Genomic DNA, 12,998 nt, shown 5'->3' with positions numbered 1-12,998 from the left:
CTGCTTACCCTGACGGACATCAGAATCTGCGGTGTCTACCATCAAACTCAACGGCCCAATGCCACAAACGCTCTAAACTCTATGCGTCTGAGCCGTATCAAGATTGCGGGATTCAAATCCTTCGTTGATCCAACCGACATCAAACTTCCCAGTCAGCTGGTTGGTATTGTCGGTCCCAATGGTTGCGGCAAGTCCAATACCATCGATGCCGTACGCTGGGTCATGGGTGAGTCCTCTGCCAAGCATTTGCGCGGCGAATCCATGGATGACGTCATCTTTGTCGGATCGAGTACGCGAAAGCCGGTGGGTCATGCCTCGGTTGAGCTGGTATTCGACAACTCTGATGGTTCGCTGGGTGGTGAATATTCGCAATATGCGGAAATATCCATCCGCCGGGAAGTCTCGCGTGATGGCCAGTCCAAATATGCTCTGAATAACGTTCGCTGCCGTCGTCGCGACATCCGTGACATTTTTCTGGGCACGGGTCTGGGGCCACGCAGTTACGCCATTATCGAACAGGGCATGATTTCTCGCCTGATCGAGGCGAAGCCTGAGGAGTTGCGGGTGTATCTGGAGGAGGCTGCCGGTATATCCAAGTACAAGGAACGGCGCAAGGAGACAGAAACACGTATCCGGCATACCCGTGACAACCTGGATAGATTGGATGATCTGCGCGAGGAAGTCGACAAGCAGTTGGCGCATCTGAAACGCCAGGCCAGTACGGCAGAGCGCTATCAGCGATTGAAAGGGGAGGAGCGACAGAAGCGCGGCGAATTGCTGGTGCTCAGACGCCTGGATTTCGAAAAATCTCGCGATCAGCAGTCGCTCAAGACGAGTGAGCTGGAAAAAGAACTGGAAGCTATTATTGCCGAGCTCAGGGCCGCGGAAAGCTCTATCGAGCTGGCTCGTGCACAGCAGACTGAGGCGTCCGAAAGTTTTTCGACGGTACAGGCCGAGTTCTATCGCATTGGTGGGGAGGTGGCGCGTATCGAGCAGACCATCGAACACACCCGCGAGACGCGTCACCAGCAGAGCCGGGAGCTGGCCGATGTTGACAAGTCACTGGAAGAATCGCTGACGCATCTGCGTGATGACACCGCTCGTATTGCTGAAATCGCCGAAACCCTTGAGAACGACCAGCCAGCGTTCGATTTGTTGAAGGACAGTCAGAAGCATTCTGCCGAGCTGTTGCTGCGTGCCGAAGCCGAGCTGCAGGAATGGCAGACGCGCAACGATACCTTCAACCGTCGTTTTTCAGATGTTTCGCAGACCGCGCAGGTTGAACGCTCTCGTATCGAACAATTCGAGCGCAGCCTGGCCAATGCCGACACGCGTCTGAACCGACTGCGTGAAGAGCGCCAGAGTCTGGATCTGACACCGTTTCACGAAAAAATCGAGATGGCTCTCGAGCAGCAGATGGAAGCCAGTGAAGAGGAGGAGCGGCTGCAGGAATCCCTGAGCCACGCCAGTGAGAAGCAACAGATACAAAAGGAGTCGATTCGGCAGCGCTCCGAGCAACTGGATCAGGCGCGTTCTCGTGTGCAATCAGGTCTGGGGCGTCTGGCCTCATTGGAAGCGTTGCAACAGGCAGCCCTGGAGCCGGACAGCAACGTCAAGGACAGTTGGCTGCATACTCATGATTTACAGGATCTGCCGCGCCTTGCCCAGTCCATTACGGCTGACGCGGGTTGGGAGCGCGCGGTGGAGCTGGTTCTCGGGCCTCATCTGGAGGCTGTTTGTGTTGATGGCGATCAAATTATCGAACGTTGTTTACAGGATATGCCAGCGGCCCAGCTGACCTTGGTGAACGCTGCCGCCAATGATGGCGGCACACCGGCAAGCAGCATGCTCGCAAGTAAAGTTCAGGGCTCTGTGCCTTTATCGGATCTGCTGGCCGGCATTCACGCGGCGCAAGATCTGAACGAGGCGCTGCGTATACGGGCCAGCCTGGGGCCGGGTGAAACTGTCGTGACACCTGATGGGCTCTGGATGGGTGCCTCCTGGCTCAGAGTGGCACGAGGCGAAGCGCAAGACAGCGTACTGCTGCGGGCTACTGAAATTACCGAGTTGAAGGCCGAGCTGGCAGAGCTGGACATACGAGCCGCACAGCTCACTGACGAACTGGCAGAGCTCAGTCAGCAGCAGGATGAACTGGAAACCCGTCGTGAAACGCAGTTGCATGCTTTCAATGATGCTGTCAGAAACCATTCACAGGTCAGTTCTGCCATCGCCGCTGATCGACAGCGTCTGGAGCAAGGCGAGCGACGCACCCGGACTCTGGATGAAGAGTTGGCCGAGATCGAGCAGGCTCGGGAGCAAGAGGTGTTGCAGCTGGAAGATGCTGCGGAGCGCAAGCTGGAGGCGGTTGAGCAGCTGGAAGAGCTGGAGCAGGAAAAGGCTCGAATCAGCGAAGAGCACGAACTGCTGCGTGCCACCTTGAGCCAGGCCCGTGAACAGCGAGATGCTGATCGTGACGCAGGTCAGGAACTGGCCATTCGCGTGGAGTCCATGCGCAGTGCCCGGGTTGCGACTGAAAAGAATCTGACGCGCATGCAGGAGCGGATTCGTCAGCTGAGCGAGCGGCAGAGCGCGCTCAACTCGATGTTGACCAGTGAGGATGATGGTGAAGATCCATTAGTCGCGCTGGAAGCCGGGTTGCAGCAGCATCTGGCCGGTAAGCTGGCAAGCGATAACGCGATGCGTACAGCACGTGAACAACTGGACAGTATCGAGCATCGACTGCGCGAACATGAACAGGCTCGGCAACGGCACGATACCAGGGCGCAGAGCATGCGCGAAAAAGTGCAGAGCGAGCGTATGGCCGCGCAGGAAGTGCTGGTACGACTCAAAACTCTGGATGAGCAACTGGCCGAACATGACTATAAGGTCATGGACATACTGGAGAGTTTGACAGAAGAGGCCAATATTCAGGATTGGGCAACCGAACTGGAACGGCTTGAGCGGCAGATTCAGCGCCTCGGGCCCATTAATCTGGCGGCCATTGATGAACTGGCGGAACAGAGTGAGCGCAAGCAATATCTGGACGATCAACACCAGGATGTCACAGAAGCGCTGGCGACCCTGGAGCGGGCCATCGCCAAGATCGACCGCGAAACCCGTTCACGCTTCAAGGATACATTCGACAAGGTCAATGCCAAGGTGGAGGAATTCTTCCCTCGTCTCTTCGGAGGTGGGCATGGTTCACTACAAATGACCGGCGATGACCTGCTGAGTACCGGTGTGAGTGTTAATGCACAGCCTCCTGGTAAAAGAGTAAGTAACATTCAGTTACTGTCTGGTGGAGAGAAGGCTTTGACAGCTGTTGCCCTGGTTTTTGCCTTCTTCGAGCTTAATCCTTCGCCGTTTTGCATGCTGGATGAGGTCGATGCACCACTGGATGATGCGAACGTGGGTAGATTTTGTGAACTGGTCAAAGAAATGTCAGAGCGTGTACAATTTATATTCATCACCCATAACAAAGTAACTATGGAGATGGCGCAGCAATTAATGGGCGTCACCATGAACGAGCCGGGCGTCTCACGTCTGGTAACGGTTGATGTACATGAAGCGGCCGAGATGGTTGGTGCCTGATGGCACTGTCATCTGCGCTTCGTGAATATCTGAATCTCTATAAGTTGTCACACCTTTTCCGACCGAGGTAATGCCTGTGGAAAATCTACGCTGGATCCTGATAGCTGCAGGCGTCGCCATATTGGTGCTTCTGTATTTCTCTGGCAAACCGAAACGCCAGAATGTTGGCTCGCGCAGTCGCGGCTTCCGGGCAGACGACAGTGACCTGGGCATGGACATGGGCGCGCATGCTGGCATGCAACAGGATCGCAATGACGATCATGATCCTTTGCTTGGCGATTCTGCACTGGATGATGCCTACCCGGGCTTTCAGGAGACAGACGATTTTGCACGGCCGGGTACAACCGCTGGTGGGCAGTCCGGCGGAGCTGCTCTGGGCGGTATGCCGCCCAGCGGTATGCCGCCCAACGACTTCAGTCATGGTCCGGCACCTGATTATGACTATGAGTTCGAGGGATTGAATGCGACGGGTAGTCAGGGCGAAGGTGCCTTGTCCGGCTTCAGTAGCTTTACCCAGAAATTTGAAGCCTTCGGCGAACTGCTGTCACCCAAGCGACGCAAGTTGGTTGCGCAATCGGAGCCTGCAGATCTGGATGAGCTGACGGTTGATGATCCGAAGTATGCCAACAAGATCGTGATGCTGCATGTGGTCGCACCACCCGAATCTCTGCTGGTGGGTGATCATTTGCTGGATGTCTTCGAACGTCGTGGCTACCACTATGGCGATATGAATATCTTCCATTCGATGCACGAGGGCACCACCGTGTTTTCGGTTGCCAAGATGATCGAACCAGGCTTTTTTGATATCAATGACATGGGCAGTTTCGAGACGCCGGGAATTACCATGATTCTGCAATTGCCAGGACCGGTTCCTGCTGATGTTGCCTTTGAAGTGCTCGTCAGTGAAGCCTATGAAATGGCCAGAGAGTTGGGTGGTTCAGTGCTGGACGAGCAGCACAGCACCTTGACAAAGCAGACCGTGCAGCACTTGCGTGAAGGCATCTATGAGTACATGCATCGGCAAAAGTACTTCGGAACTGTTCCGTCCTGATCGGTGAAGGCTCCGCTTGAACGTGCAGCACAACTGCACACATTGCTTCACGACCATTCGCATCGTTATTATGTGCTGGATGATCCATCAATAAGCGATGCGGAATACGATTCGCTGTTTCGCGAGCTGCAGCAGCTGGAAGAGGCACACCCTGAACTTCTGAGTCCTGATTCTCCGACTCAGCGAGTCGGTTCGCCGCCGCTGGAAGGTTTTGATACGGTCAGGCATGCGGTGCCTATGCTGTCGTTGGGCAATGCCTTCTCCCGCGAAGAGCTCAATGAGTTCGATCGCCGGGTGCGTGAGCGCTTGGAATGCGACGAGCAGCTGATTACCTATGCCGCGGAGCCCAAACTGGATGGCCTGGCCATCAGTCTGCGCTATGAAAATGGTGTTTTCGTTCAAGGCGCTACCCGCGGCGATGGGCAAAGCGGCGAGAACGTCACCGAAAATCTTCGCACTATCGAGATGATTCCACTGCGTCTGCGCTCGGACAAGTATCCGCCACCTGCGGTGTTCGAGGCGCGCGGTGAAGTGTTCATGTCACACAGTGCCTTCAAGGCCCTGAACGAGAGCATGACAGAGGCAGGCAAGCCTGCATTTGTCAATCCACGCAACGCCGCTGCCGGCAGTCTTCGTCAGCTGGATTCGCGCAAGACTGCCAGTCGCCGACTGTCCATCAACCTGTATGGCTTGGGTGAGGTGCAGGGGATGGATAGTCCCGCAAGCCAGATGGGAGCGTTGGACTTGCTGCGCGATTTCGGATTTCCGATCAATCGCGAAATAACACTGTGCGAGGGCATTGATGCCTGCTTTGATTTCTATGAATCGATTCAGCTGCGTCGCCCTGATCTGGGCTATGAGATCGATGGCGTGGTGTTCAAGGTGGACAGTCTGATACAGCAACGTGAGCTGGGATTCGTATCGCGTGCTCCGCGCTGGGCTATTGCTCAGAAATTTCCGGCAGAAGAGGCGTTGACGACCATCGACAGTGTGGAGTTTCAGGTTGGCCGCACAGGCGCACTGACGCCGGTGGCCAGGCTTGTGCCAGTCTTTGTCGGTGGTGTCACGGTCAGCAATGCCACTTTGCATAACATGGATGAGATTGCCCGCAAGGACATTCGGCTCAACGATACAGTCGTGGTACGTCGCGCCGGGGACGTTATCCCGGAGGTCGCCAGAGTCATTGTCGAAAAACGTATCGTCGACAAAGATGATCCTGAAGCCAACATGATCGTGTTGCCTTCAGAATGTCCCATCTGCGGATCACCGGTGATCAATACTGCAACCGAGGTCAAGGCTCGCTGCTCTGGTGGTTTGCAATGTGCGGCTCAAAGGCGCGAAGCCATCAAGCATTTTGCTTCCCGGCGTGCCATGGATGTTGATGGTCTGGGGGACAAGCTTGTAGAGCAGCTGGCCGATGCCGGCTTGATTGAGACAGTTGCCGATCTCTATCGACTAACGGCCACACAACTGCAGTCCCTGCCCAGAATGGGCGAGAAGTCAGCCAGTAATCTGATCAAGTCAATTGACGTTTCTCGTCACACGACGCTGGCGCGCTTTCTATTTGCGCTGGGTATCCGAGATATCGGTGAGTCTGGTGCTGCCCTGCTGGCGGGGCATTTCGGCTCGCTGGAAGCGGTTATCGATGCCAGTGATGAGCAGCTGACCAGCATTGATGACATCGGACCCATTGCGGCCAGTAGCATCCGTACGTTTTTTGCCAACCCGGATAACAGGGCTGTTGTTGACGCCTTGCTAGCGTGCGGTATTCAGTTTCCCACGACAGAATCAGTTGCCGTAGATACCGTGCTGGCAGGTAATACCTATGTATTGACCGGTACTTTGCATACCTTCTCGCGGGACGATGCCAAGCAACACTTGCAGCGCCTGGGTGCGAAGGTCAGTAGTAGTGTTTCGGGCAAAACGACGGCTGTCTTTGCAGGCGATGCGCCCGGTTCAAAAGTGACCAAGGCGGAGTCCCTTGGTGTGCCCGTCCTTGATGAAGCGGCTTTGCTGGAACTCATCGGTCCTCTGGAATCCTAGAAAAATAATGATCTCTCTATCAGTCAACGGCGCTGCCGGTCGCATGGGGCGTCAACTGCTGACAGCTATTGCTGAACGCGAAGGTGCCAGAGTCGGGGCCGCTGCCGATGCGCCAGGACAGGCTTGCATTGGCCTGGATACCAGTGTGTTGTCGGGTGGCGATGCCAGTGGTGTCAGTGTTGTCGATAATGTTCAGGCGCTGGAACGCGGCGGTGATGTGATCATCGATTTCACGGCACCGGTCGTTTCTCTGGCTCTGCTGGATGCACTTGAGGATGATTCCACTCGTGTTGTCATAGGCACAACCGGCTTTTCAGCTGAACAGCTGGAACGGCTGCACGAGCATGCGAGCAGGCGCGCTATCCTGTTTGCTCCCAACTACAGCGTCGGTGTCACCGTCACACTGAAATTGTTGGAGCAGGCTGCACGTGCTCTTGGCGATGACTATGATGTGGAAATAATCGAAGCGCATCATCGGCACAAGGTGGATGCGCCCTCAGGTACCGCCATCCGGATGGGTGAAGTGGTTGCCGATGCGCTGGGCCGGGATCTGGCCAGTTGTGCTGTTTACGGTCGGGAAGGAATTACCGGTGCACGCGAAAGCCAGACTATCGGTTTTGAGACCATTCGTGCGGGAGATATTATCGGCGACCATACGGTTCTGTTTGCCGGTAATGGAGAGCGCATAGAGATCACTCACAAGGCGACCGACAGGATGACATTTGCACGGGGAGCCGTACGTGGAGCGATCTGGCTACACTCCAGACCCGCCGGTCTGTATGACATGACAGACGTGCTGGGATTAAAATAACAAAGGCTGTCGGGCGAGCTGGTGGTCAGCTGCGAAACGGTTGTCGATGATGTTCTGACGATTAGAAGCGCAATTCCATTACAATCACCGGCAATACCTGTTGCTGCATTGCTATTATCAGGGTTCGGCGCAAGTAATCAGAGGCAGATCCATGCACCCGAGAGGGGGCAGCGGTGGATATATATTTCAAGGAGTGTGTCGTGACGTTTGCTGTTGTTTTCCCGGGACAAGGTGCACAAAGTGTTGGCATGCTGGCTGAGCTGGCAGCTGAATACAGTTCGATTCAGGCAACCTTTGCAGAAGCATCGGAGGTTCTCGGTCAGGATTTGTGGCAGTTGGCGCAAAATGGTCCTGCTGAGACCTTGAGCGATACTCGTATCACCCAACCTCTGATGTTCACCTCAGGGGTTGCCATCTGGCGTGTCATGCGCGAATCAGGACTGCCGACCCCCAGTGTTTTCGCGGGTCACAGCCTGGGCGAATTTTCCGCAATGGTGGCCGCTGATATCTTGTCCTTTGCTGATGGGCTGACGCTGGTCAAGCGTCGTGCAGAGCTGATGGCATCTGCGGTACCAGAAGGTCAGGGTGGCATGGCTGCATTGATCGGTATGGATGATCAAGCTGTCATTGACCTGTGCGCCTCGGTTAGCGGTGAGCGTATCAGTGAAGCGGTCAATTTCAACGCGCCGGGGCAGGTTGCCATTTCCGGGCATCTGGATGCATTGGAAAAAACGGTTGCACTGGCACGTGAGCAAGGTTGCCGCAAGGCTCTCATGCTGGCGGTGAGCGTGCCGAATCATTCATCACTGATGCGTGATGCGGGCGAAGAGCTTGCCAAGACCATGGATACACTGACGTTTTCCGAGCCGTCTGCACCATTGGTGCAAAATGCCACGGCCCGTGCGGCTGACGATCTGGATTCTCTGATCGGTCATTTGAAGGCACATGTGTACAATCCCGTTTATTGGACTCGGACAGTTGAAGCTTTGAGGGATGTGCACGGTGTAACGACAGTCATCGAAGCAGGTCCTGGTAAAGTTCTGACAGGTTTGGGCAAACGCATTGATCGCTCCCTGACCACCTTGCCTGTGGACTCCACAGCCGGTCTTGTGGCCGCGCTGGCAGCCGTCGGTGTCACTGCCGCTTGAGCGGTGCAGTAAAATAACCAAGTCAACCAGACAGCAGACAATGACTGAATCAACTCTAGAAAACCAGATAGCCCTGGTAACCGGCGCCAGTCGGGGTATCGGAGCCGCCATCAGCGACCTTCTGGGCGCGCACGGGGCTACTGTTATCGGCACCGCGACATCAGAAAAAGGCGCGGCAGCGATCAGCGCCCGCTTTGAGCAGGCTGGTATCAAGGGTACGGGTTTGTGCCTGAATGTGACCGATGCCGCACAGACCGAGGAGGCGATCAGTCAGATCGGCACAAACTATGGTCCGGTGTCGATTCTGGTGAATAATGCAGGAATCACACGCGATAATCTGTTCATGCGCATGAAAGACAGTGAATGGGATGAGGTCATCGCGACCAATCTGACCAGCGTCTATCGACTGTGCAGACTGGTCATCAAGCCGATGGTCAAGGCGCGTGGCGGTCGTATCATCAACATCAGTTCAGTTGTCGGTATTACGGGTAACGCAGGTCAGGTTAATTATGCTGCCTCAAAAGCAGGCGTGCTTGGCATGACCAAATCACTGGCTCGTGAACTGGGTTCCAGATCGATTACGATCAACGCAGTTGCTCCGGGTTTTATCGAGTCCGACATGACGAATGCATTATCCGAAGATCAAAAGGAAAAAATAAAGGGCGAGATTGCTCTTGGCCGGTTGGGAACTCCGTCAGATATAGCGCAAACCTGCCTGTTTCTGGCCTCTCCCGCCGCTTCCTACATCACTGGGCAGACCATCAGCGTGAATGGTGGAATGGTGATGACCTGATGCCGGGAGTCAGCGTATCAATAGAGACGCCGCGCCGCCCCCTGGTTTTATAGTTGAGTCCGTCAGCGGATTCAGGCACTGTATCTGGAATGCTTGACGCTTCCAGCGTTGTTTATCCTCAGCTAGTCCTTATTGTCACAAGAAGAATTTGCGTAAGTGTTGGCACGTTCTGATGGAACTCACTACAATAGCGATACGGCTGAGGCCGCTTAATTTTTTTCGGAGGTTTACCCCACAATGAGCAGTATTGACGAACGCGTCAAAAAGATTGTCGTAGAGCAGCTTGGCGTAAAAGAAGAAGAAGTTACGACCAAAGCTTCATTTGTCGAAGATCTAGGCGCAGATTCTCTCGATACCGTCGAGCTAGTGATGGCGCTCGAAGAAGAATTCGAGTGCGAGATCCCCGATGAAGAAGCTGAAAAGATCACCACTGTCGAACAAGCGGTTGACTACGTCACCGCTCATATCGAACAAGCTTGATTACCTCGGGCCACGATTTTTCGTGGCCCTCGGTTTTGCTTCAGTTTTAACAGGCTTTTAAAAAGTCAGGTTTGGACAGATCAGGTGAGGGAGCCGCTCATTGTTGGCGGCCCATAGGGCATGTCGCAAATTGCGGCTCTCTCGTTATCAGCGCGCAACGCGCGTAACTTAACTGCACATTTATCGGAGCTGAGAGGTTTGACGCGTAGACGAGTAGTGGTAACCGGATTGGGTCTTGTGACCCCTGTGGGTAATGGAGTCGAGGAAAGCTGGAAGAACATCCTTGCGGGTGTGTCTGGTGCCGAGACCATTACACAATTCGACGTGTCGGCCTATAACACCCGTTTTAGCGCCTCAGTAAAGAACTTTGATGCAACGGAATATTTTTCCGCCAAGGATGCTCGCAAGATGGACGTTTTTGTCCACTACGGCATTGCTGCAGGCATGCAGGCCATAGAAGACGCGGGTCTGGAAAGTGCAGAAGGTCTGGATCGGGAACGCGTAGGCGTCTCCATCGGTTCGGGAATAGGCGGTTTGCCGAATATCGAAGCTCAGCACAAGGCGTTGCTGGACGGTGGACCACGCAAGGTATCGCCATTCTTCGTACCGTCTACAATCATCAACATGATCAGTGGCAATCTGTCCATCAAATTTGGCTACAAAGGGCCGAACCTGTGCACAGTAACAGCCTGTACCAGTGGCACTCACAACATCGGAGACGCAGCGCGTCTGATCGAATATGGTGATGCTGACGTGATGGTCGCGGGTGGCGCCGAGATGGCAACTTGTCCTTTGGGATTGGCTGGTTTCGGGGCTGCAAGAGCCTTATCCACTAACAATGACGACCCTGCGGCAGCCAGTCGCCCATGGGATCGGGATCGGGATGGATTCGTACTGGGTGATGGGGCCGGCATCATGGTACTTGAGGAGTACGAGCATGCAAAAGCTCGCGGTGCCAAAATCTACTGCGAAGTTGCCGGCTATGGCATGAGCGGCGACGCCCATCACATGACAACGCCATCAGCCAATGGCGAAGGTGCGGCACGTTGCATGAAAGCGGCGCTGCGCAACTCGGGACTAACCGCAGAGGACATCGACTACGTCAATGCGCATGGAACATCAACACCTGCGGGCGACGTGGCCGAGACTCAGGCGATCAAGACCGCCTTCGGCTCACATGCACAATCAATTCTGGTCAGTTCGACCAAGAGCATGACGGGTCACTTGCTGGGAGCAGCCGGTGGTGTAGAAGCTGTTTTCTGTGTGCTGGCCATGCGTGATCAGGTGGCACCACCGACCATCAACCTGGATAACCCGGGTGATGGTTGTGATCTTGACTTTGTTGCGAACAAAAAGCGCGCGGCAAAGCTGAATGTGACCATGAGTAATTCCTTCGGATTTGGTGGCACGAACGGCACACTGATATTCGCGAAAGACGGCGTGTGATGCGTTTCTTTCTGTTGCTTGTGGCGCTGAGTTGTGGTGCCGCTGGCTACTATTCCTGGAGCGATTACAATCGCTATCTCGCCGAGCCCGTTAATCTGCCCTCAGACAGCACCTTGTTCACCATCCAGAAGGGTTGGTCTGCCAAGCGATTGTCGGTGGAGCTGGAACAGCAAGGCATTATCGACAAGCGTTACTGGTTCGATCTGTATGTTCGGCTGAGTGACAAGGGCGCGGGTATCAAGACGGGTGAGTACAGTCTGCTTGCACCCATGAGCGTACCGGAGTTATTTGCCACTTTTATTCAGGGGCAAACTACCCAGTATTCGCAAAACATCATAGAAGGCTCAAACTGGAAGCAGACCCTGGCAAGGGTGGCAAGCTCGACTGTATTGCGCCACACTATTACCGAGGAAGTGTTGGCCTCACCTGAGGCCATCATGGAACTGCTGGGTTTTCCGGGACTGCACCCTGAGGGGCAGTTCTTTGCCGATACCTATGCCTTTCCCAAAGGCACCAGTGATCTGGATTATCTATTGCGTTCCAAGCAGAACCTGGATCGGGTACTGGCAGAAGAATGGGCAGGTCGCGCAGAAAACATACCTCTGGAAACACCGTATGAAGCGCTGATTCTGGCTTCGATTGTCGAAAAGGAAACAGCAGTAATTGCTGAGCGTCCGTTGATAGCCGGTGTCTTCCTGTCTCGTATCAACAAGAAAATGCGACTGCAAACCGACCCAACTGTGATCTACGGTATCGGTGATAGCTATGATGGCAATATTCGGCGCAAGGATCTGACCACTGACACTCCGTACAATACGTATACCCGAGCAGGTCTGCCGCCAACACCGATTGCCATGGTGGGGCGTGAAGCTATTCGAGCTGTGTTGCATCCAGAATCAACCACCTCGCTGTATTTCGTTGCGCGTGGCGATGGCTCTCACCAGTTTTCAGACACACTGGCAGAGCACAACGCAGCGGTCCGTAAATATCAACTCAAACGCTGATGAGCATGCGCGGTAAATTCATTACGCTCGAAGGGCTGGAAGGGGTTGGCAAGACAACCAATCGTCAATTTGTCGAAGCGCTGCTGGATGATGCCAATATTGCCTTTGTCGGTACGCGTGAGCCCGGTGGTACCCCGCTGGGGGAATCCTTGCGCGAGCTGGTTCTCGCCGCTGACGGGCAGGTCGATGATGTTACCGAATTACTGTTGATGACCGCCTCCCGGGTCGAGCATATTGCTCGCGTCATCGAGCCTGCGCTTACCGCTGGCAAATGGGTTCTGTGTGACCGGTTTCTGGACGCCAGCATTGCCTACCAGGGCGCTGGGCGGCAGCTGGGAGTAGAGCGGGTGGCGGAACTGCATGCCTTGATGGGTGTCACGCTTGAGCCCGATCTGACCATTCTGCTGGATATGCCTGTTCAAGAGGGCCTCGAGCGCATGGCAGCTCGCAGCGAGCCTGATCGTATCGAGCGTGAGGCCCATGCGTTTTTCGAACGTGCCCGTGCAGCTTATTTGCAGCGGGCCAGTGATGCGCCTGAAAGGGTCGTCGTGATTGATGCGGGCCGCTCTCTCGAACTGGTTCAGGAGTCCGTTCGTCAGGCGCTGCAGCCGATACTGAGTGAAGGCTGATA

The 12,998-nt window shown here is 54.9% G+C and carries 10 protein-coding genes; all 10 read left to right on the top strand.

The annotated features are described in order from the left end of the window. Window positions 1-81: 81 nt before the first annotated feature. A complete protein-coding gene (smc, locus tag IMCC3135_RS23735) occupies window positions 82-3,591 on the top strand; it encodes a chromosome segregation protein SMC (protein ID WP_088919849.1) in 3,510 nt (1,169 codons plus the stop codon). A gap of 76 nt (window positions 3,592-3,667) precedes the next feature. After that, the gene (zipA, locus tag IMCC3135_RS23730; RefSeq protein ID WP_157736233.1) at window positions 3,668-4,642 is read left to right on the top strand and encodes a cell division protein ZipA; all 975 of its coding nucleotides are present in this window, start codon (window positions 3,668-3,670) and stop codon (window positions 4,640-4,642) included. A gap of 3 nt (window positions 4,643-4,645) precedes the next feature. After that, window positions 4,646-6,685: an NAD-dependent DNA ligase LigA gene (gene ligA / locus IMCC3135_RS23725; RefSeq protein ID WP_088919847.1), complete on the top strand. Its 2,040-nt coding sequence runs from the start codon at window positions 4,646-4,648 to the stop codon at window positions 6,683-6,685. A 7-nt stretch (window positions 6,686-6,692) separates the two neighbouring features. Beyond that, entirely contained in the window at window positions 6,693-7,496 is an 804-nt protein-coding gene (gene dapB / locus IMCC3135_RS23720; RefSeq protein ID WP_088919846.1) for a 4-hydroxy-tetrahydrodipicolinate reductase, read from the top strand. A 173-nt stretch (window positions 7,497-7,669) separates the two neighbouring features. Continuing rightward, on the top strand, window positions 7,670-8,644 hold the full coding sequence (fabD, locus tag IMCC3135_RS23715) for an ACP S-malonyltransferase (RefSeq protein WP_236994646.1): 975 nt from the start codon (window positions 7,670-7,672) through the stop codon (window positions 8,642-8,644). Window positions 8,645-8,684: 40 nt separating this feature from the next. After that, window positions 8,685-9,437 carry a 3-oxoacyl-ACP reductase FabG gene (fabG, locus tag IMCC3135_RS23710; RefSeq protein WP_088919845.1) on the top strand — a complete coding sequence of 251 codons (753 nt, stop codon included), beginning with the start codon at window positions 8,685-8,687 and terminating at the stop codon, window positions 9,435-9,437. Window positions 9,438-9,674: 237 nt separating this feature from the next. After that, on the top strand, window positions 9,675-9,917 hold the full coding sequence (gene acpP, locus IMCC3135_RS23705) for an acyl carrier protein (protein WP_088919844.1): 243 nt from the start codon (window positions 9,675-9,677) through the stop codon (window positions 9,915-9,917). 216 nt (window positions 9,918-10,133) lie between these two features. Beyond that, complete coding sequence (gene fabF / locus IMCC3135_RS23700) at window positions 10,134-11,363, top strand: beta-ketoacyl-ACP synthase II (protein WP_205738161.1); 1,230 nt, start codon at window positions 10,134-10,136, stop codon at window positions 11,361-11,363. Then, window positions 11,363-12,367, top strand: a complete 1,005-nt coding sequence (mltG, locus tag IMCC3135_RS23695; RefSeq protein ID WP_088919843.1) for an endolytic transglycosylase MltG — start codon at window positions 11,363-11,365, stop codon at window positions 12,365-12,367. The genes fabF and mltG overlap by 1 nt, the downstream gene beginning before the upstream one ends. Further along, on the top strand, window positions 12,367-12,996 hold the full coding sequence (tmk, locus tag IMCC3135_RS23690; protein ID WP_088919842.1) for a dTMP kinase: 630 nt from the start codon (window positions 12,367-12,369) through the stop codon (window positions 12,994-12,996). Before mltG ends, tmk begins: the two co-directional genes overlap by 1 nt. Window positions 12,997-12,998: the final 2 nt, after the last annotated feature.

It is taken from the genome of Granulosicoccus antarcticus IMCC3135 (assembly GCF_002215215.1).
In the GTDB taxonomy this organism is placed as follows: Bacteria; Pseudomonadota; Gammaproteobacteria; order Granulosicoccales; family Granulosicoccaceae; genus Granulosicoccus; species Granulosicoccus antarcticus.
This window is presented reverse-complemented; position numbering and strand designations above follow the sequence as displayed.